The following is a 20516-nucleotide window of genomic DNA, read 5'->3' on the forward strand; positions in this document are numbered from 1 at the left end:
GAACAACATGCGTGATAACAGTATAAACATCGTCAATGTCCCAATCGGGCCGGGCAGCCAGTCAGAAGGCGACATGGTGCTTGATTACATGAAGATGCCATCGGAAATGAACACCTATGATATGCCATCGTTTCCGGAAGAAAGTGAGCTGGAACGTTGCCCTCAGGCCATGAGTATCCTCGCCGATATCCAGCTTATGCTTGGCCAGATCAACGAAAACGGTCAGAGCAGCATTATGACGCTTACTGAGCTACCAGAGGCAGACTTAAACCTGCTTAATCAAATCCTCGGTGAAGGCGAGGTGAGCGTTCTGATCGATGGCGATAAGCCGGTCAGAATTCAGGAAACGGTAATGGCCGGTATCTGGCGTTTACGTACCTTTGACGAGCAGGGTAACGTGACTGCAGAAGCTATTGAGGTGGCAGAGATCCCCGAATGTGTGAAAGACCAGGCATTTGCCACTAAGGTGGATTTACCCGCCCGAATCGCCAGCCTGCCAGAAGGACTACTGAATGCGCCTTCAGTATTGATAGAAATTGCGGATACCTCAGTTGACTACCAGCGCGACCCAGGGATGGCTTCGCATGTAATAAACCTGTCGTTGTTACCTTTTTCGCCTGAAGACCACTACAGTCTGACCGAAACTACCGGTACCGGCAGTGTCACCATTTTGTCCCGCGGATACGGCAACTGCCGGATCACGTCGACTCAGGTGGATGGCCTGTGGCGAGTGCAGTATTACAACAGTACCGACCAACTAATCCTGGACACTCTGGAAATTGTGGCAATACCCGCAGTGGCTTGCGCCGCCCCCGAGGATCTGGCCGATTCAGCGGTCCGTCTGTCTGAAATTCGCGATGCACTGGTATAGGAAGGCAGAATGAGTTTTCAGGGTTTTGAAGGCAGTTATTTAGGCGACGCCAGCCGGATAGATAAGCAGGCCAGACTGGAATGCAAGATATGCTGGTATGTTTACGACCCGGCGGAAGGTGATGAGGTCTGGCAAATTCCACCAGGCACGGCGTTTGTCGACCTGCCTGACCATTGGCGGTGTCCGGAATGTGATGGTGACCGCGATCAGTTTATGGTGATAGAGGACTAACAGTGTCAAACGGTACAGCAGTTGTCGCTTTCTATGAATCGGTAGCCCGCAAAATGGCAGGCCTGCCGGTATACAATAATAAGCTCGCAGTGGATGCGACCGAATTTTTGTCATGGGAAGACAATTGGCTGGGCATTATCGTTACGCCCTGGTGTATGAATATTGTGTTGCTCCCGGGCGAGGCGTCTCATCATAACGTTCAGCAGGTTGGTGCTAAATTTCGTCAGAAATTGCCCTCCGGCCAATACGAGTTTATCCGTGCTTATGCCGGAGAATGTGGCGATTTTGCCACCTGCTCGGTGTTTTCACCGATGTTTGAGTTTTCATCACAGAGCATAGCGATGGAAACCGCGCAGGAAGTGTTGGCAGCGTTGTTTGATGCCGAAAACGTTGCGCCTTCAGAACGACATCAAAGCTATACGGTTCATAGCGAAATGCGCCAGGCCGCTGAGCTTGATGCACAAGACTGTGATGCAGGGAGTGCACAGCAAGTGGCCGATGATGAGACGCCACAGGTGAGTCGCCGGGCATTCTTAACCGGCAACTTCGCCCGGCGGGAGGACAGCAGACCATGAATATTGCTGCAGAACTGGCTGCCGGAAGTAAAGCGCATAACACAGCGACTAATCCGCTTACCGGCGGCATACAAGTAACCATTTGTTATAACCGTGACCATATCAAAGCCGTTGAGATAAACAATACCCGCCCGTTTGCCGTTACCCGCCTGTTCAGGGAAAAACCGGTTGATCGGGTATTGGCGATGATGCCATCGCTCTTTTATATTTGCGGGATGGGGCAGTTAATCGCCGCGCTCAGAGCCGTAGAGAGCGCCGCTGGCATTAGCGAAACGTTAGTCATCAAACAAGCCCGGGATACGCTATTATTTGCAGAGTCTTTACGGGAGCAAGTGTTTAGCTGGGTGACCAACTGGGCGCCGCAACATAAATCCAGAATGAGTAATGTGGTGGACTGGTTTAATCAGTGCCGTAAGCAACTTGACTGGAGTTTAACCCTGTCTTCGGCAACATCCGGTGAGGCGGGTTGTCAGCCGGCGCTAGAGCAATTGGCCCGGCAACTGGAAGAGGTTATTAAGCCATTATTACCGGCCAACCAGGCAGGATCCTCGTTAGCAACGATGGGATTATCAACCCAGGTATGTCAGTTGTTGAAAGCCTGCGGTAAATACCCGTTAGGACTGGCCGCAAAAACGTTAAACTTAACTGAGTCGCAACAGCTGACGGTAGTGTTGACATCGTTAAAGGCTGCGGAAGCGGAACAATTTTGTCATCAGCCAACCGTTAACGGAGCACCGGCCGAGACTGGCCGTTGGGCTCGACAAAATATTGAAGCCAGGGGATTTTTAATTGAAAGTCGCCTGCGCTCGCTTTACCGTGAAATAACCACAGCGCCAATGAGGCTCAGATCAATAGTCCGCCAGCATCAGTATAGTCAGGCTGAGGGTACAGGCGTGCGCGGCTGCTCTGTAGTCGAAACGGCCAGAGGTTCACTGCTACATAAAGTTGAACTGGATAACCGTAATCACGTAGCTAAATACCAGATTATTGCCCCCACTGAGTGGAATTTTCATCCCCAGGGGAGTCTCAAAACCATGCTGGAAGGGCTATATTTACCCTGGGATCAGGTAACCCCGGTGGCGGAAACCCTGATAAAACTTCTCGACCCTTGTGTGTCGTGGCAGTTGGAGTTAGTCCATGCATGAGATGTCTATTGCAGAAGGGATCCTGCAGGTATTAGAAGAACAGGCCGTGAGCCAGTCGTTTGAAAAAGTCAAAGCGGTGTGGGTCGAGATTGGCCCGCTCGCCACTATCGAAGCCGACGCACTAACGTTTTGTTTCGATGCAGTAATAAGAGGAAGTCTGGCCGAAGGCGCCAGCCTGCACATTATAAAAATGCCGGGAAAAGCCTTCTGTTTGCAGTGTCTGGATACCGTCCCGGTCACGCAACGCTATGACAGTTGCCCTGTTTGTGGCAGTTATCACTTACAGATAACGCAGGGTGAAGAAATGAGAATAAAAGAACTAGAGGTGGCATAAACATGTGTACGGTTTGCGGTTGTTCAGAAGGTGAAGTTAAAATAGAAGGGCATGAGGGACACGCCCACGGGCATAGCCATGATCACACTCATATTCATGGGCATAGTCATGATCATTCACATGCCCACGGGCATCATCATCACGACCATGATCATCATCACCATCATGGCGACCATCATGGTGGACATAGTCACGACCATTCACACGCTCACAGTCATGAAGACCAGCATGACCACAGCGGCATTGAAAGTGATGGCGATAACATTCACTTCGGCAAAGGCCCTGCTCATGCCCATGTGGCAGGCCTTAGTCAAAGCCGAATGGTGCAAATTGAGCAGGATATTCTGGGTAAAAATAACCAGTACGCCGCGCAAAACCGGGTACGCTTTGAACAACAGTCGTTGTTTGTGCTCAATCTGGTTTCCAGCCCGGGATCAGGTAAAACCACCTTACTGACTGAAACCATTAACCGCATTAAAGACCGTTACACCGTAGGCGTAATTGAAGGCGATCAGCAAACGGCCAATGACGCAGACCGCATCCGCGAAACCGGCGTTCAGGCTATTCAGATCAATACCGGCAAAGGTTGCCACCTCGATGCGCACATGGTCGGTCATGCCATGGAGAACTTTTCCGGGATGACCGGCGGCGTGCTGTTTATCGAGAATGTCGGTAACCTGGTTTGCCCGGCCTCGTTTGATTTGGGCGAGGCGGCAAAAGTGTCGATTCTTTCGGTCACCGAAGGCGAAGACAAACCGCTGAAGTATCCGGATATGTTCCATGCTTCAGAATTGATGATCCTGAATAAAACTGACCTGCTGCCGTATCTGGATTTTGATGTCGAGAAATGCATTGAGTACGCCAAACGGGTCAATCCGGAAATCCGTATTATTCAGCTGTCAGCCAAAAGCGGCGAGGGCATGCAGGAGTGGCTTGATTGGATCAACACCAAACGGGCAGCCATCATTGAATCGCGTATTTATCTTTTGCAACAACAGGTAGAGCAGTTTAAGGCAATCTTATAATGACCACATCTCAACGTCCTATTCTGTTATGCGTTGATGATGAAGTCCGTTCGCTTGAAACTCTTGAGCGAACTCTGGATGAAGAGTTTGACGTATTAACTGCCAATAGCGCCGACCTGGCGCTGGAATTACTGAGAAGCCATGACGTGCAGGTGATCCTGTGCGATCAGCGCATGCCGGATCGTACCGGTGTGGAATTGCTAACCGAAGTGCGGGATCGCTGGCCTCAGGTCGCCCGGCTTATTTTGTCTGGCTATACCGACTCAGAAGACATTATCAAAGGCCTCAACGAAGCAGGTATTTTGCAGTACATCACCAAACCCTGGCACCCGGAAAGTCTGCTAATGATTATCCGCAGTGCGTGCCGGATGTGCGCCTTACAAAGTGAGAATGCACTGCTGAATATGGAGATGCGTCTTACCGAAGAGCAGGCCGAGCAGCAGGTTAGTGAGAAAAAAGCCCATCTGCGTAATAGCTTTCAGCTTGAAGAGATAAAACGCCATGCGCAAAGCCCGCTGAATAAAATCTGTGACCAGGTCAGCAAAATTGCGCCTTATGATGTCTCGGTGCTGATCACCGGCCCATCTGGTGCGGGTAAGGAACTCTTTGCCAGGGCGCTGCATTACAACAGCTTGCGTTCAGACCGGCCGTTTGTGGTAGAAAACTGCGGTGCCATGCCCGATGAACTGTTGGCATCTGAATTGTTTGGCCACAAAAAAGGATCGTTTACCGGCGCGATTACCGACCATGTGGGTCTGTTTGAACAGGCTGATGGCGGCACTATTTTTCTGGATGAGATTGGTGAGATCAGCCCGGCATTTCAGGTTAAATTGTTGCGGGTTCTGCAAGAGCGTGAAATTCGCCGCCTCGGCGAGCAACAGCGCCGCAAGGTCAATGTGCGGGTAGTGGCTTCAACCAACCGAGACCTCGAAGAAGAAGTGCGCGCCGGCCGGTTTAGGCAGGATCTGTATTTTCGTTTAGCCGAAGTCACCCTGGAGCTGCCGGCATTGTCTCGCCGTACGATAGATATTCCGGTACTGGCAAACAGCTTTTTACAAACCGCCATGCATCAATTCGACAAGCCGGTAAAAGGTTTTAGTGAAGAAGCCATCGCCTGTATGAAACGGTACAGCTGGCCGGGTAACGTGCGTGAATTACAAAATGAGGTACGCCGCATGCTGGTAATGTGTGAAGGCGAATGGCTAACTGCAGACCTGCTCAATCCGCGGGTCTTAAGAGCGGCGCCTGGCGGAGAGGATGAAGACATTGATATGTTTGCTGGCCTTGAAGGCACGCTAAAAGAAAAGGTTGAGCTGCTGGAAAAACGCATTCTGCGCGAGACGTTGATCCGCCATCGCTGGAATAAAAGCAGCGCGTCACTGGAACTGGGTTTATCGCGGGTAGGATTGCGTTCCAAGCTGGAACGCTACGAGCTTGAGAAATCCGGCGACTCAGAAACCAGTAAACAGCATTAAGGGGAATATCAGTATGTGTTTAGGGATCCCCGGCCAGATTGTCGCGATCAGCGATGAGGCCATGCAAACCGGCATTGTTCAGGTTTCCGGTGTAAAACGCGAAGCTAACTTAAGTTGTGTGGTGCCTGCTGATGGTAACCTGCAAACTTTAGTGGGTAGCTGGGCGCTGGTGCATGTGGGCTTTGCCATGAGCATTATCGATGAGGAAGAAGCCCGGCGAACGCTGGAGATTCTTGCTGAGATTGGTGAGTTACAGGAAGAACTCGACGCCATGCAGCAGGGTGCGCAGGGATAACGGTGATGAGCGAGCCTACCGATAACCAGTCAGTTCTGTCGGCATTGTACCCCTTTACCGGCCAGGCTCCGGCTGTTAACCCTAATGATAACGACGAGTTAGATAGTGCCCTGGTTGCCTCTGTTCAGGCTAAAGCGCGTGACAGTATCGCCGTGAAGCAGGCTTTTTTTGAGCGCCACAGCAAGACCTTGCTGGCTGCTGCAAAACGCATTGCGGACAGTTATGCACAACAGGGAAAATTGTTAACCGCAGGCAATGGCGGTTCTTCCTGTGATGCCGCGCATCTGGCTGTAGAGTTTATGCACCCGGTTACTACCGGTCGCAAAGCGCTGCCAGCTATCAACTTATCTCAGGATACCGCGATGATGACGGCAGTGAGTAATGATGTGGGTACCGAACATGTCATCACCCGGCAGTTATCCGCGCTGGCCAGCCCCGGTGATACGCTGGTGGTGTTCTCCACCAGTGGCAACTCAGCCAACTTAATCGAAGCCTGCAAAAAAGCCCGGGCCATGGATCTGAGCGTGATTGCCTTTACCGGCCGAACCGGTGGAGAGCTGCAACGACAACAACTCACCGATGATTGTATTACCGTACCCAGCGACAGTATTCACCGCATTCAGGAATGTCACCTGGCCTGCTATCACATTTTATGGGATCTGGTGCACAGCCTGCTGGCTGACAACCGGTTGTCTCAGGAGAAGAAATAATGAAGTTTGTCGATGAGTTTCGCGATCCTCAAATGGCCCGGCGAGTGCTTGAACGCATCCATGCCGTGGTAGAGGAAATCCCCACCACCGCCCAACGCCCGTTACAAATAATGGAAGTATGCGGAGGCCATACGCACTCTATTTTTCGCTACGGACTGGAAGAATTGTTACCCGATAAGATTGAAATGGTACATGGGCCTGGCTGCCCGGTTTGTGTGCTGCCGATGGGAAGAGTAGACGACTGCGTTGCCATTGCTGAACAACCTGATGTGATATTTACCACTTTTGGTGATGCCATGCGTGTGCCAGGCTCGAAAAAAAGCCTGCAACAGGCCAATTCTGATGGCTGTGATGTACGTATGGTTTATTCCCCCATGGATGCACTGGATATTGCCCGTAAAAATCCGCATAAAAACGTGGTGTTTTTTGGGTTGGGTTTCGAAACCACTATGCCGAGTACGGCATTAACGCTACTACAGGCGGATAGGGAAGGCATCACAAACTTCTCGCTGTTCTGCAACCACATCACCATCATTCCTACCATCAAGGCGATTCTGGATTCACCAGATATGGTTATCGATGGCTTTTTAGGGCCCGGTCATGTATCGATGGTGATTGGTAAAGCGCCTTATGATTTTATTGCCAGTCATTATAAACGCCCGCTGGTGATTGCCGGTTTTGAGCCGCTGGATATTCTGCAGTCCATGCTGATGGTGGTAGAGCAAATCCGTGATGGCAAGGCGCTGGTGGAAAATCAGTACAAACGAATTGTTCCCGAGCAGGGTAACAATAACGCCCTGAAAGCCGTTGGTGAAGTGTTCGAGCTGCGCGAATTTTTTGAGTGGCGGGGCCTGGGGTCAATCGACCATTCAGGGGTGCGCATTCGTGAAAAATACGCCCGATTTGATGCTGAACGCTTATTTGCCGTAGAGCCTGCCCACGTGGCCGATCCTAAAGCCTGCCAGTGTGGCGAAGTGCTCAAGGGGGTTCTCAAGCCCTGGGAGTGCAAATTGTTTGGCGAGCAGTGCAACCCCGAAACACCTATTGGCGCGTTGATGGTATCGACTGAGGGCGCCTGTTCCGCCTACTACAGCTATGGCAAAATCGACGTAAAACAAGCCGTTTAACTAACCGAGTAAGCAGTATGAATAAACCTAAACGGACCCTGCGGGCCAAAACCATCACCATGGCTCATGGCGCAGGCGGCAAGGCCATGCGCGATCTGATTGAAGATGTATTTGTGGGGACCTTCGCTAATCCCGACCTGGAGCAACTGGAAGATCAGGCTCGGTTTGAATTGGCTGAACTAATGCAAAGTGGCGCACAATTGGCGTTTACCACCGATTCTTACGTGGTAGACCCTGTAGAATTTCCGGGCGGCGATATTGGCTCGCTGGCGGTGAACGGGACGGTAAATGATATTGCTGTGTCTGGCGCGATCCCAAAGTATTTGTCTTGCGGTATGATTTTAGAAGAAGGGCTCGATGTTGAGCTCCTGCGGCGTGTGGTTGCGTCAATGAAAGCCGCCGCTGATAAGGCCGGAGTGACCATCGTCACCGGCGACACCAAAGTGGTACCGAAAGGCAAAGGCGATAAAATTTTTATCAATACCAGTGGCATAGGGGTGATCCCTGAAGGCGTTGATATTTCAGCGTCTAACTGCCGGGTAGGCGACAAAATTATTGTTAATGGCCTGATAGGCGATCATGGCGCGGCAATACTTAATGCCCGCGGTGATCTGGCGCTCGATGTGACGCTGGAAACCGACTGCCAGGCGTTAAATGAGTTAGTCCAAACCATGTTGAAAGCGTGTCCGGATGTGCACGCTATTCGTGATGCCTCCCGGGGCGGTGTGGCTACGGTTTTATGTGAATTCGCTGAGTCATCCGCCGTCAGTATTCGTTTGCAGGAAGAACATATCCCGGTAAGAGATACCGTGCGCGGTGTCTGCGAGATCCTGGGGCTCGATGCACTGTATTTTGCTAATGAAGGTAAACTCGTTGCGGCAGTCCCGGCCGATAAAGCTGAGGCGGTGCTTGAGGCGATGCGTAATCACCCGGCCGGTAAAGATTCAGCTATTATTGGTGAAGTCATTGAATCGAACTATAACCGCGTGCTGGTGAAAACTCACTTTGGCGGAGAGCGCATTCTGGATATGCTGGTGGGTGAGCAACTGCCGCGGATCTGCTAGCGCTTACATAATTTTTTGTTAGCTGTGCGTTTGTTCGTAGCTCTCCAACAATTTATAAGCAATGGACTGTTGTTCCAAACTTAAAATAGTTGTTTCTGATACAGAGCGCACCAGCTGGTACTCTTGTTCTTTTTTGATGATGCCCCGATTGGCAATCTTAAGAAAGTTTCTGAATGCCTTATTATGCATCGTAGTGAGAGAAGGTAAACCGCTCTCCTTCATTTTAAGATTCAACTTGTTCTGTTCATCCTGGCGCATTAAAGCAGACAGTTCTAATGCGTCGTTAGCTGCCAGCCTTACAGAAGTTAAAGATCCTTTTAACAGATTCTGTTTGGTAAAAATATCCATGGCTGATGGCTGTCCCTTTTCAAAAACAAGGGCTGTAAATTCAGCGAGAATTTCTTTTTCTGTTTTCATATCAGCACCGCAAGACGGTTTGAAAGGGCTTACAGTAAAAAGCTGACTCACTCATCCCTGAATGCCTTACATATTATTTAATCTTAATAGCTTACGGTAACATTCCGGTAATATGCAATTGAGTTAGTGAAGGTTGTGCTGGCTTATAATGTGTTAGCGCAACATTATATGAAGCCATCGGTGTTAATAACGCAAAAAAGGAGCCGACCCTAAGATCGGCTCCCGCCCATGGCATTCAATAGTTGGTGTGGGTCACCTAAATTGAAAACAACGATACTCCCATCATTGCAATTACCAGCCCAATAACTCTGTTTGCAGTAGGGATGCTACGCGAGACCAGTTTCGACACAGCAAAGCCCGCCGCTACCAGTGTGGCGCTGGTAACGAGGAAACCTGAAGCAAACAGATAAGGGACGGAGCCGGCGGTCTCGAGACCATGGGCAAAACCGTGAAACATTGCAAAACAGGCAGCCAGGCTAACCGCCAGGCCCTGAGTTACGTTCTTACGAGTGGCAATAAGTAAGCCGGTGATTACAGATGTCAGGACGATGCCCGTTTCCATAAACGAAAAGCTGAAACCTGCTAAGCCTAATGAAAAACCACCAATCAATAATGCAAAAAATGCGGCAAGCATGGCCTTGCATTGTTTACCTGCAAAACCTGACGCCCAGTAGCCCATTGCTACCATGGCAATAAGGTGATCAATACCCATCAGGGGGTGCGACAAACCAGCCAAAAAAGCATTCTGAACCGTCTCGTGACCGGTATGCGCAAAGGCCGGTGCGGTGGTAGCAAGTGTGAGTAGAAGGCCGCTGGATATTTTTTGTGTACGTGTCATGTTTTTACCTTACTGCGAAATCGAACAGTTATTAATGTGTTGTTGCCTGTATAGATGTTTAACAACAACTTTATTGTAATGGCTACTGCTTTAGCATTTCTTTAATTAACAACATTTAGCAAAACGGGTGCCAAACTAAAATTTACCGATTAAACTATCGTAAGTCTATGAAGTTAAATTGTTTTGTTGTTTTTGTGTCGAACGAGCGAAAGCAGGGTGACTGGTAACTTGCTTGCCAGTTAGCAGGCAATTGGCAACTTCCTGTGCGCAGCGTAAAGGACTGTTATTACTTATCTATTAACGGTGCAGCTCACTAATGGATAAAATGAATATCACCAAGTTCTGTCTGAAGATAGCGTTTAAACTCCACTGCTTTGCTGGCGGGAAAAACAAAGCCCGGCGGATTTCCCGGTGTTGTTGGATTATAGGGGAGGGAAAAATAGCAATGTTCCCTTGTGGTTTCTAACGCCACCCGTGTCACTTTGTGGAGCGTAATTGAGGTTGAGCCAAACTGAATATGACCGTTGTTAAACGTTACATACTTTACCGGATCCTTTACCGTGGCGTCGGGCATGGTTTTGTACCACTGCACTATCCAAACCAGGTTAAAAACACCAAGCATCAGCAACAGATTGACTTCTTGTCTCACTACCCAGAGTATTAAGCCCACACTTAAAGCGGCCAGGATACCATGCACTAATTTTGCTTTATTGAGGGGATGGGCTGAGGTCATTTATAAAGTCCGTTTTCATACATGGCTGCGGGTTAATAGTGGCCTGCTCTGGCGCTACTGCAACACTTAGCTATACTTATACCGAATTGCAGACAGACTATGCAATCTTTTAATCCCAGATTATAAAGCTCCCCGACTGTTTCTTTGAGTACGCAAATTTTCGATGTTTGGAACTTAGCCAAAAGGATAAGACGATTTCCCTTTCTTCTTGTACGAAATATCTTACAAAGCTGTGAGATATGGTGGATGCTTGTCTGTGCTAAAAACGTCGCTTCATTTTTAACGTAATGAAAAATATGAATTAAATTTATTTTTGTCAGCTTTGGCCGGCAAAGTTGACGCAAAAATATCCGACAGTGGATTAGCGTTCTTTAGTTATAAGCGTACTATGAACGTGTCACAAGGAAACACGACGAGTCAGGAAGACACACGGACGAACTTGGGATTGCTCAGGATGAGTAAGACAGGGTAAGGAACTCTGTTTAAGGATAAAGGACCGGTCGGGAAGGCCTAAAAGGACAACTCCGGGATGGAGAATGCTGTAGCAGGATGTACAGCTTATATAGGCTTTTCCTAAACAAAACACCAAATTCACGCATAGCGAATGAAAATTGTTACCATCCGTGATTCTTTACTGCAAGTTACCTTTTTCAAAATGTCAAAACACATCTCTAATATCCACTAATGAAGGATTACCACTCTCAACCCTAATCAAATCATAAGACTTATTTATTTCGGTAAAGGAGAGTAGTGGAAAGGAATATTCAAAAGCATTCTCAGGCTTACACCATTCGTTGGTTTCAGTCATGGTAACGTGCCTTCTACAAACAAAAGGTCGTGCATCATAGATAGAACATGCACCGCTTTTAAGAAACGGACATGGCGTAAACTTTTCACGCTCTTGTTTTACTATTATTGCTTTTCTATTTACCCCAGTAACGTTTTCAATCTTCTGAATTTCAATGTCTGACAGAGTGACAGGATAGGTACAACAGTAGTTGCAGCCTTTAGCACACGGCGTAAACATCTGAACATGTTTAGATAAGTCATCCATCAACTCATAAAGCCTATTGAGCTTTTTCATCACCGGCATATTAGCTTTGGTCAATCGAGTTGCTATTTTTGCTTCTTTTCGGTCCAACTCAACAGGCATAGAATCTGAAAGTTTTTTGAAATTGGATGTTGCGACTTGATTGGCTGCATCATACTTTTTTTCTAGGATTTGCATCTTCTATGCCTTGTTTAATCGATGGGTTGTGTTGATTTGATATAAGGTACATTTGATTCACTGTGATTTTATACAGCAATGTATTAGAATCACAAGATCTCAAAATACACACAACTAATGAATATGATCAAGGCAGTACATATTTCAGAAACAAGTCCCAGTGACATCATAGTTCAATTGTTGCGGAATAAAATTAAATCATTTGAAAAGACCGATTGATTTACTAGCTGTATCCAAGAACGCACCATTTATCGTTTTGCAACCACATTCATCCAAACCCGTTAACACATAATGTCAGTAGAAAAAGAACTTTTAAAAGTAAAACGTCGCCTGCGCTATTTTGATAGAACTTCAGTGCTCATTGAACTTGACCGGTTTTTGTCTGAGCATCCCGAACACAGTGTAGAACGCTTTCAAAGATTGCCTTTTTTGAGCTTCCTTGTGGTTGAGTAGCTTTTTGAAGTGACTCCCCACAAATCAACGCGGGTTGCCAGTAAAAAGGATGTGTATTGGTTTGTGAACCGTTTGTTCGAGTTAAATGGCAAAACTGCAGCGGGAAATAATTCAGGCTCGCTCATTTTATTTATGCGACCGCTTATCAATAATCAATTCTGGATCCAACACCGGAATGAATATTGGTTACGCGCATTGATCAATCAATTCGAGATTTTCCATCCTGACAATAAAAGCCCATTCGACAGCGAATTTAAACAAGCAACAGGCATAAAACTGACTGATTTTTTTTGTAATTATGTCTTATGTATATTTTGGTATGAGAGCAGAAAACCGACGGCTGAACTATATTCAAATCGTCAAACACCTCCATCCATATTATAGCTTGGAGACGATAGCTAAAAGTATTCGAATTATTGCTGGCACACCAACGCAACTACAAGACTTCCTTAGCAACACTTTCCCCAGAGAAGTCACCGATACCGTGACAATTGCTGAGACGCGCCTTTTGCATAAACCCATTCTGATTACCGAGGGTTATTTGTACTGTGCAGATGTAACCTTGCTTGGGCGAGGTATCGCTGAGGCTGCACTCAATCATTTTGTGCGCAAAAATACATCAGGCTTTCGCAAGCGTTTTGGTCTTGCGTTTGAGCATTACGTTAACGTTTGTCTGTCACGCCCAGATATTTCTTATTTTAGAGAAACTGACGTTGAAGCTATATACAAAGTTGCAGGGATCTCAGGCAAAGTGACCGACTTTCTTGTGACAGGCGACGATGGATGTGTATTCGTTGAGGCAAAAGGCGTTGTGCCTCGTGCTGAAACGTTGTGCACTGCAAATCCCTATCTGATAAAGCGCCAGTTAAAAGATTCCATCATTAAGGGAATCAAACAGATTGTGGAATGCGCTTTTTTATTGGACGGCGCGTCGAGTCAAATCTCTGCTTTGGAGAAAGAACGCTTTGGCCTTATCGTGACGCAGGGTGAATTTTTGCTCAAGCGCGGTATAGATATCGCTCAGGATATTGCACCCAATGAAATCAAGTCGCTCACTGTAAAATTTGGTGAACCATTTCCCTATAACAATATTTTTGTGTGTAGTATCCAAGATTTTGAGTCGCTAACGGGTATAGCCAAGCAACATTCGGATTTTTTAATTGCATTTCTGCGTCACTGCTGTCGTGAAGACGCCAATCCTGCGACGATGAAGATGACGATGGCCCAGCATATTGAGACGTTTTTTAAAGATTTAATCCCAGCCGATGAAGAATATACAAGGCTTGAGAGTAGGGGACTCAAAGACAATCGTCTATTTGATAAAACGATGGATGTCATCACTGACTGCCAAGCACATTGGAAAGGCAAACTAGTCAGTATTACATATGACAAATCCATCGAATTACAGCGTATTTTGAAAGTTTCCTAATGAACCAACGTCTGCCATTTCGTTATGGTTATTTTCCTGCCTTACGAGGACAATAAAATATCGATATCATGCATACGCTCAAATGCAAAATGCTGAGAATCTTCCAATTGAGAATCTGAAAAATCGATTTCACCATGGATCACTATGTGGTCCCATGCATTAGCTGAGGATGTTTTGATCTTTTCGATTAAAGCCCTTCGTTGCGCTGTATCCTCAGTGTTTATGAGTCGCTGAGTCAAATACATGTAGTTCCAACAAATAATGGCGTTCTTGATCACTCTTTTACAGTTTTCAACGGCTGTTTGTTCTTCTTTTTCTACATAGTCTAAACCTGATGCGCCGATGGCCAGTGCTCTGTCCAATCGGTTTCCACTTTCTCCTTTGTTGAGCTGTTTGTGAATGACCTGTCGCAATTCCAGGTTGTCTATATAATCCAGAATATACTGCGTCTTCATGATTTGCCCGTATGCCGTTAAAGCCTTTTTCAGCGGGTTTCTATCGCTGGTGTAGGAGTTTAAGCGTTTGAAAAGCTGCGACGCTGTGGTGTAACCCAGCTTGATAGATACGACCATGCGAATAAGCTCACCCCAACCTGCAAGTATGTGTTCCGGCGCGATGTTTTTGTTTGGCAGAATGGGGTACTCTTTGTGGGCATATGACTTTTTCTTTCCTTTAGGGGCGTAGCGTTGAAGACGATGAATATTTTTTATTCTGGGCGCAAAGGTAATACTGAGTAAATCGGTCGCACCAAATACCATTTCTGTGTAGCCATGTGTATCGGTAACGTGCATTTTCGATTTCACCACTTCTTGATTCTGAAAACAATCAATCATGTAGGGGGCTTCCCTCTCTGCACCGCCTATCACGTTTGCATGGGTGAACAAGTTTCGACAATCGTTAGCGAGGTACGCATTGACCACTTGCTCTTTGCCGCCGTAGCGAAACGAGTTTCGGGCGTTCAGCGATCCTTTTGAATTGGTATACTTCACGCCATCGCTTGACGTGATTGGCTCACCGTTGACCAAGAAAAGATCGGCCAATGGCATTTTGTCAATGAAATGCATAATAGCGTTACTGGCCAGTATACAGTTTTCATTAGACAGGAAGCTCTTTTGCACGGTTGCTACAGTCGATGTATTGGTCTGACGCATGATTTTGGCAAATTTATGCTCAGTGAAATGCAACCCTTTACCAATGAGGCCTGCGACCAACTCGCGATTGTGTGGACGCTTTTTATTGTAGCGCTGGCTGTGTGGTTGGAGTTCATTTAAGAATCCCGTACAGGTATGCACGGTACTCAACAATTCCGGTAAGGTCACACGGAGTGCTTGTGGAAATAGGTCAACATCTGCTTCCACCATTTCCTGAAGCTGAACTGCGTTCATTTTATTGTGTGCGAGGCGAAATCCTCCTAACCCATCGCCTTTTACATAGTCATTGGCTTCTGCCATAACATGTTCATTTGTCTGTTGATAGCTAACATCCAGTTTTGCTAACACTTCTTCCAGAACAATCGCTTTATCTTTTAGGTGAAGTGCATCAGCCTGGATAAGAAGAGAGTCATAATTGTCGTTCAGCACCTGTTGTGGAATAAGGTAGTCATCTAGAGAGCGACATTCATAAGAGTAGGGCAGAGACAAGCCATCGCCAAAAATGGCGTCCGACATATACTTGAATAGTACGACCTTGTAGAGCTGTTTTCTAAATGTCTCTTTCTTATCGATATGTCTGCGATCTTTTACCGACAGAAAATCGACTTCAAATGAGGCGTCGACTTTCCCTTCAGTTTCTTGGAAATGCTTGATGACACTCAAAAGGGATTTATCAACACTGTCATCACTGAACTTCAAACAGTTTAATAATGCATTGCATCGTAGCTGAAGCTTTCGCGAGCCCTCTTCTAAAAAATGATAAAACAAGGCATCACCACTAAGAGAGTCTAAATCGGTATTTACATCTTCAATGGTCTTTGCTGTTTTAACGTGGTTGGGCTTCGTCTTTTGCACTGCCTCGCTGACTTTGGCCAATTTTTGCTCAGCACTTAAGGTCGCTTCGTTGAGTATACTTTCGATTTGTTGCACGGCTTTATACAGATCAGTGGTGCATGCCACTAGGCTTTGAGCGTGCGCGTGCTGAGTTTGTCTTGCTTTGTAAAAATGTTCTCTAGCTTGTTTCTCAGCGGCGTTGTAGGCGGTGGTGACAGATTGCCTTAAGGTCTCGGCCAAGATGTCCTGCAACGTAAAGAAACGATCCGCGATAAAGCTCACCAAATGTAAATAACGATCAGCTTCTGTGCGCCGTTCAATCTGGAATACTTGCGTTTTTTGTACAGTTTTCGCGTAATACTTGATGGCCGTCGTGGGTAAATGCAGTGCTTTCAAAGCAGGTTCAATCAGGGAAAAGAGTGTGTGGAGCTGTTTAAAACTCTCAACATTTCGTGCAATTTCTCGTGGCCTGAGCTTTTGTGAAAAGGTTTTGAGTAACGTCAGTTGATATTGGCCGTGTACACCACCGGGTGATTTATCGAAAAGTTTATCCAATTCGCGTTTGGTATCCGCATCCAATGAATTCTCAACAGTCTCAATTCGCTTATCGACAACCTCTTGATAAGTTTTTTTGATTTTCGTCTCAAGGGTCCGAAAGTCTGGTATTTCGATGTGTTTTTCTCGAAGAAAAACCACCAAGGTTTTAAACGCTTGTTTAAAGGGAAGTTGGCATTGCGCAAAGTGAATGAGTTTGTCTAGAACCAGTTGCTGCGCGTCATCATCGACAAATGGCTTCACACCCATGTATTCCAGAATGATGTGCTTGTGACGTTTTTTTGTGTCGGCTTGATAGTCCTCCCAATGTGGTGGATTCGCGATGCCTAGCTGTTGCGCGATAAAACGAATATCGTCGTCGATAGCGATGTCAAAAAATTGGTTCGACATACAAAAATAACGATACGCCAAACACAAGAACACGCGGTTACTGTTCTTTCGTATGTCTTTTAACGGGCCTTGTATGAAGGATTCATCAAGCTGGAGATGGTATCTGCGATCGACTGCATTAAACACCGGCGGCGTGTCGTGATGCGCTTGCGTAAAGAGTGTTGCATTGTGCATGACAGGGTTTGCTTCCTATTCCAAAACCCTAAGCGTAGATAAAAATTCAGTCCTCTTCCTGTAATTTTAAGTTACAGTCCAAACAGCCAACATTTAATCCCGGTTTCGCCCAAAATACGATGGAACAGCCTTTACACATATACTTGACCCGACCTGAATGACGTTTCGGACGCGTGGTGGTGACGGTGTCTGTTGCGCCACTCACTATCTGTTCGCTATTTATTACTGATATGTTTGTTTCACTAGCGTCATGTGGCTGGATGGCGACAACTGAAAGATCGTCTTTGTATGCAGCCATGGGTGCAGACGGAAGATCTTTCAATTTGTAATGTTGATCGAGTATCACGGGATTGTCCTTGTCATCATACACCGTGATTGGCGCGTCCACTCTAAACACAGGAAAGCGGTCAAGCAACGGAAAAGAAAACCCTTGCTTCACTAAGGCTTTGCACACACGCATGAATGGCCCATCGAGCAAGACATAATCCATCATTGCTTCACCTGTTACTGCGCCCCCTGGTTTTCCTGTTGAAGAAGGCATCAAACCAACCTCCTGCATTTTGTTTGCCCACTGTTGGTTATGGTATCCGCGTCGCCCAGGCTTACCAAAATGTCCCTGCCAAATATGCGTCATCTCATGTACAAGCGTTTGACATATTTCAATTAACGGGTATTTTGTAAAGTATTCAGGGTTTATGGCAATTTCATCGACATAGATGTTGTTACCTTGCTCCCATCGCTGAAATGAGGCATAACCCATGACGCGATTTTGTCTGTGGTAAGTAAAAACGACCTCTGGCAAACGGGCATCGAACAGTTTTTTATTGAAAAAGTCATAGGCATATTGCAGCTGTCCATACGTTTTTTCAGTCGGTTTGTTTGACGCCATCGCTATTGGTTCCATTCGCTTCGTTTTGGTTCGTACGATCCAAAATATTCTTTGCACAAATTCAATTTATATCGAATATTCAATGAGTTACAGTTAAGTGTTCTGGTCTGACCTTTAAGGTTTCTAGATCAAGTCCTACTCAAAATCATAGGACTATATCATACTATCTTCCAAAAAATTACATACTAGCACGCAATCAAGCAGAAATGAACGGTGGTAGGGAAGCCCTTGTTGAACTGGGGGACGTTAATAGGTAGTGCTACTACACAAGCTCTATATAGAGAATTTAAAGTAGTCGATGCAAATGAGACGGTGAATTAGATGTAACGCAAAACCTCTTCTTTGTATTTTCCATAGGCACTTACACTCACTACACTTGATGACACGGTATTTGTGGAAGAGAGAAACTGTGTTTGTAGCACGGTTGAATAGATCACGCTGACTCTGTCATCGACATTGCCGCCATCGGAAACTCTGTTAGACGCTTGCTCAAAAGGTGGAAGAGGGAGTGTTGAGGACAGTGAGACGCCCATTGTTTGTGTCGTCGTCAATTTTGGCCGTTCAATCACTACGGCATCTGGCACTTCACATTGCAGGCGATTGGCAAAGGTTACAAGATCAGGTTGAGCAGGAATAAATAGTACGGCCGTATTAGCATCGCAATTCCCGCGACGTCGAAGCACCCGACCAAGCACTTGCCTAAAATGCAGCTCCGTACATATTCGACTTAAATGACAACATACCTGCAAACGGGGGATATCGGTGCCCTCTGTGACCATACCGACCGTAACCAACCATTTTTGGCGACTTTCACGGTAACGTTTGAGTTTGCCCTGGCAGCCGAGATCCTCGCTCGTGATGATACAAACCATTTCATTCGTCATTTTCTGTAGTTCAGCTTGAATATATTTTGCATGCGCAATAGAAGATACGATAACCAAACCGCCAGCATCGGCATAACGCCTCCGCCTTCTATTCAACTCGTTGACTGAAAGACTCAGCATATGATCAACAAACAATGGATTTTCCAGCACCATTTCATAACGAAGACCATCATGGGATAACAAGGATGCTAAAGAGTCATGATGAGTGGTGCCGTCTTGCTCTGTGGTGACTGTCCAGTGTTCGTTATCGATGACCGACACTATCGGCGCGCGGCAGACGTCATCGGCTATTGCTTCTTTTAATCCATAACAGTAATGCATCTGTGGTGATAACAATGCATCGTAGCGCAGCGTGGTGACAGGTAAACGATCGGAACGCCAGGGGGTTCCGGATAACGACAAGGTATAAGCTTGATCATTTTGATAGGTCATCGCCAAAAGGGGATCTGCCCAAGCCGTTGCCTCAGATTTATCCTGGCCACCGTAGTGATTTCGTCCAAGACGATAGCGAGTCGATAGCTACGAAGTCGATTGAGAAGCGCACGGGGTAGACTCGCTAGACTTTGGTAAGTCATACAAACACCCACTGCATTAAACTGACCATCCAACGGGAGAGACAGTACCTTTTCAAACGTACTTTTTAACCCTTGACGGTTAATGAGGGAGCGACACACAACACATAATCAATCATCTCCAAATCAAAAAGACGCTTTATTGTAGTTGCTGCAAAGATGGTTTTACCGGCCCCCGGTGTTGCTAAACAGCCGAATTGGCGATAGCCATTTGTATAGTGCGCAATAGCTAGGTCGTGGCAAGTTTGTTGCCAGAGTCGCAGATCTATCACGGTTGCACTAGTAAGGCTTCAAGGGCTTTAATTTTTCCTAAGGTGCGTACGTTTTGATCTTTAAATGCATCCAATTGTTGGTCAATACGTGGTGCTAACTCCGGAAATTCAGTCTTTAAGCTTTCGAGCTCTTCGGTTGCCCCTAAGCTGATAAGAATATCGTGCTGTCTTGCACTGAGTCGTTTTTGGAACTCAGTATGATTGAAAAACTCAACGTATCGGACGTGATTATTTTCCTTAGATTTGGGTTTAACAGTATCGTGCAGCATTTCGGTCGCCTGATAATGCGCTGCCTTATCCTGCTTTTGAGTGACATCCATCAAGAACTCATGTTTAACAAAGGTCCGCATGTAACTATAGATCCAGCGACGAACATCATTCTTATTTTTGTTAGTTGGGTACAATTCGATGTAACGGTCTCTTAATATCGTTACACGAAAAGGAGACTTTCCAAACGAACTAATAGCCTGAAGAAGATCAGGGTTGGGGGAAAACTGACGCATTAACTACCCTTTATACTGCAAAGGGAATTTTAAAAATGCGGATTATAGTCCGTGGTTTATTAAGCCGCAAGTAGGGATATTACTGTCTTTTGAACAGGCAGCAATATGTCATCGTTATTATCCGCGTTAGGAAAACAAATTCGCCTCGCACGCAAGTCTGCGGGGTTATCGCAAGAAGCCTTGGCGTTAAAAGCCAAACTTGACAGAAGTTACATGGGACGCATTGAGCGGGGTGAGGCGAATATTACGGTTGAGCTACTGTATCAAATCGCTATCGCAATTGGTGTGACACCTAAAGACCTCTTGCCATCGACACAATACGCAAAAGAGTAGAAAACGCCA

Annotated in this window: 22 protein-coding genes; 13 read left to right on the forward strand and 9 right to left on the reverse strand. The window is 46.5% G+C overall.

What is annotated here, in order from left to right:
- Nucleotides 1–7: 7 nt before the first annotated feature.
- The 11 genes from BM528_RS01565 to hypE are packed head-to-tail and all read left to right on the forward strand — an operon-like array spanning nucleotide 8 to nucleotide 8852.
- Nucleotides 8–871: a hydrogenase expression/formation protein gene (locus BM528_RS01565; RefSeq protein ID WP_071978379.1), complete on the forward strand. Its 864-nt coding sequence runs from the start codon at nucleotides 8–10 to the stop codon at nucleotides 869–871.
- A gap of 9 nt (nucleotides 872–880) precedes the next feature.
- Entirely contained in the window at nucleotides 881–1102 is a 222-nt protein-coding gene (locus tag BM528_RS01570; RefSeq protein WP_071978380.1) for a rubredoxin, read from the forward strand.
- A 2-nt stretch (nucleotides 1103–1104) separates the two neighbouring features.
- Nucleotides 1105–1677, forward strand: coding sequence for a [NiFe]-hydrogenase assembly chaperone HybE (hybE, locus tag BM528_RS01575; RefSeq protein ID WP_071978381.1), 573 nt, complete (start codon nucleotides 1105–1107; stop codon nucleotides 1675–1677).
- Nucleotides 1674–2822 (forward strand): nickel-dependent hydrogenase large subunit, encoded by a 1149-nt coding sequence (locus BM528_RS01580; RefSeq protein ID WP_071978382.1) that lies wholly within the window; start codon nucleotides 1674–1676, stop codon nucleotides 2820–2822. Before hybE ends, BM528_RS01580 begins: the two co-directional genes overlap by 4 nt.
- Nucleotides 2815–3156 (forward strand): hydrogenase maturation nickel metallochaperone HypA, encoded by a 342-nt coding sequence (hypA, locus tag BM528_RS01585; RefSeq protein WP_020745489.1) that lies wholly within the window; start codon nucleotides 2815–2817, stop codon nucleotides 3154–3156. The genes BM528_RS01580 and hypA overlap by 8 nt, the downstream gene beginning before the upstream one ends.
- 2 nt (nucleotides 3157–3158) lie before the next feature.
- Nucleotides 3159–4181 (forward strand): hydrogenase nickel incorporation protein HypB, encoded by a 1023-nt coding sequence (hypB, locus tag BM528_RS01590; RefSeq protein WP_071978383.1) that lies wholly within the window; start codon nucleotides 3159–3161, stop codon nucleotides 4179–4181.
- The gene (locus tag BM528_RS01595) at nucleotides 4181–5656 is read left to right on the forward strand and encodes a sigma-54-dependent transcriptional regulator (RefSeq protein ID WP_020745491.1); all 1476 of its coding nucleotides are present in this window, start codon (nucleotides 4181–4183) and stop codon (nucleotides 5654–5656) included. The genes hypB and BM528_RS01595 overlap by 1 nt, the downstream gene beginning before the upstream one ends.
- Nucleotides 5616–5951 carry a HypC/HybG/HupF family hydrogenase formation chaperone gene (locus BM528_RS01600; RefSeq protein ID WP_232230546.1) on the forward strand — a complete coding sequence of 112 codons (336 nt, stop codon included), beginning with the start codon at nucleotides 5616–5618 and terminating at the stop codon, nucleotides 5949–5951. Before BM528_RS01595 ends, BM528_RS01600 begins: the two co-directional genes overlap by 41 nt.
- A gap of 5 nt (nucleotides 5952–5956) precedes the next feature.
- Complete coding sequence (locus tag BM528_RS01605) at nucleotides 5957–6661, forward strand: D-sedoheptulose-7-phosphate isomerase (RefSeq protein ID WP_020745493.1); 705 nt, start codon at nucleotides 5957–5959, stop codon at nucleotides 6659–6661.
- Nucleotides 6661–7788 carry a hydrogenase formation protein HypD gene (gene hypD / locus BM528_RS01610; RefSeq protein WP_020745494.1) on the forward strand — a complete coding sequence of 376 codons (1128 nt, stop codon included), beginning with the start codon at nucleotides 6661–6663 and terminating at the stop codon, nucleotides 7786–7788. The genes BM528_RS01605 and hypD overlap by 1 nt, the downstream gene beginning before the upstream one ends.
- Before the next feature lie 17 nt (nucleotides 7789–7805).
- The gene (gene hypE / locus BM528_RS01615) at nucleotides 7806–8852 is read left to right on the forward strand and encodes a hydrogenase expression/formation protein HypE (protein ID WP_020745495.1); all 1047 of its coding nucleotides are present in this window, start codon (nucleotides 7806–7808) and stop codon (nucleotides 8850–8852) included.
- An 18-nt stretch (nucleotides 8853–8870) separates the two neighbouring features.
- Here the strand turns inward: hypE and BM528_RS01620 are convergent, their stop codons facing one another.
- The 4 genes from BM528_RS01620 to BM528_RS01635 form a co-directional block, all read right to left on the reverse strand.
- The gene (locus tag BM528_RS01620; RefSeq protein WP_146129513.1) at nucleotides 8871–9269 is read right to left on the reverse strand and encodes a hypothetical protein; all 399 of its coding nucleotides are present in this window, start codon (nucleotides 9267–9269) and stop codon (nucleotides 8871–8873) included.
- A gap of 256 nt (nucleotides 9270–9525) precedes the next feature.
- Complete coding sequence (locus BM528_RS01625) at nucleotides 9526–10107, reverse strand: HupE/UreJ family protein (RefSeq protein WP_071978384.1); 582 nt, start codon at nucleotides 10105–10107, stop codon at nucleotides 9526–9528.
- A gap of 313 nt (nucleotides 10108–10420) precedes the next feature.
- Complete coding sequence (locus BM528_RS01630; RefSeq protein ID WP_020745498.1) at nucleotides 10421–10840, reverse strand: hypothetical protein; 420 nt, start codon at nucleotides 10838–10840, stop codon at nucleotides 10421–10423.
- A 658-nt stretch (nucleotides 10841–11498) separates the two neighbouring features.
- Entirely contained in the window at nucleotides 11499–12068 is a 570-nt protein-coding gene (locus BM528_RS01635) for a YkgJ family cysteine cluster protein (RefSeq protein WP_071978385.1), read from the reverse strand.
- Between the two features lie 772 nt (nucleotides 12069–12840).
- Here BM528_RS01635 and BM528_RS01640 point away from each other — a divergent pair.
- Nucleotides 12841–13950 carry a hypothetical protein gene (locus BM528_RS01640; protein WP_156844020.1) on the forward strand — a complete coding sequence of 370 codons (1110 nt, stop codon included), beginning with the start codon at nucleotides 12841–12843 and terminating at the stop codon, nucleotides 13948–13950.
- Between the two features lie 41 nt (nucleotides 13951–13991).
- Here BM528_RS01640 and BM528_RS01645 read toward each other — a convergent pair whose 3' ends face one another.
- The 5 genes from BM528_RS01645 to BM528_RS01660 form a co-directional block, all read right to left on the reverse strand.
- A complete protein-coding gene (locus BM528_RS01645; protein ID WP_071978387.1) occupies nucleotides 13992–17054 on the reverse strand; it encodes a Tn3 family transposase in 3063 nt (1020 codons plus the stop codon).
- A 46-nt stretch (nucleotides 17055–17100) separates the two neighbouring features.
- Nucleotides 17101–17958, reverse strand: a complete 858-nt coding sequence (locus BM528_RS01650) for a SprT-like domain-containing protein (protein WP_198033588.1) — start codon at nucleotides 17956–17958, stop codon at nucleotides 17101–17103.
- Between the two features lie 302 nt (nucleotides 17959–18260).
- A complete protein-coding gene (locus BM528_RS01655) occupies nucleotides 18261–19265 on the reverse strand; it encodes a DEAD/DEAH box helicase (protein ID WP_156844021.1) in 1005 nt (334 codons plus the stop codon).
- Nucleotides 19266–19467: 202 nt separating this feature from the next.
- Nucleotides 19468–19671 (reverse strand): DEAD/DEAH box helicase family protein, encoded by a 204-nt coding sequence (locus BM528_RS19015; protein ID WP_442855895.1) that lies wholly within the window; start codon nucleotides 19669–19671, stop codon nucleotides 19468–19470.
- Nucleotides 19668–20174: a hypothetical protein gene (locus tag BM528_RS01660; RefSeq protein ID WP_071978389.1), complete on the reverse strand. Its 507-nt coding sequence runs from the start codon at nucleotides 20172–20174 to the stop codon at nucleotides 19668–19670. The genes BM528_RS19015 and BM528_RS01660 overlap by 4 nt, the downstream gene beginning before the upstream one ends.
- A 105-nt stretch (nucleotides 20175–20279) precedes the next feature.
- On the opposite strand from BM528_RS01660, the gene BM528_RS01665 reads away from it, so the two are divergent.
- On the forward strand, nucleotides 20280–20507 hold the full coding sequence (locus BM528_RS01665) for a helix-turn-helix domain-containing protein (RefSeq protein ID WP_071978390.1): 228 nt from the start codon (nucleotides 20280–20282) through the stop codon (nucleotides 20505–20507).
- The last annotated feature ends 9 nt before the right edge of the window (nucleotides 20508–20516 follow it).

Source organism: Alteromonas sp. RW2A1, assembly GCF_001886475.1.
Classification (GTDB): domain Bacteria; phylum Pseudomonadota; class Gammaproteobacteria; order Enterobacterales; family Alteromonadaceae; genus Alteromonas; species Alteromonas hispanica.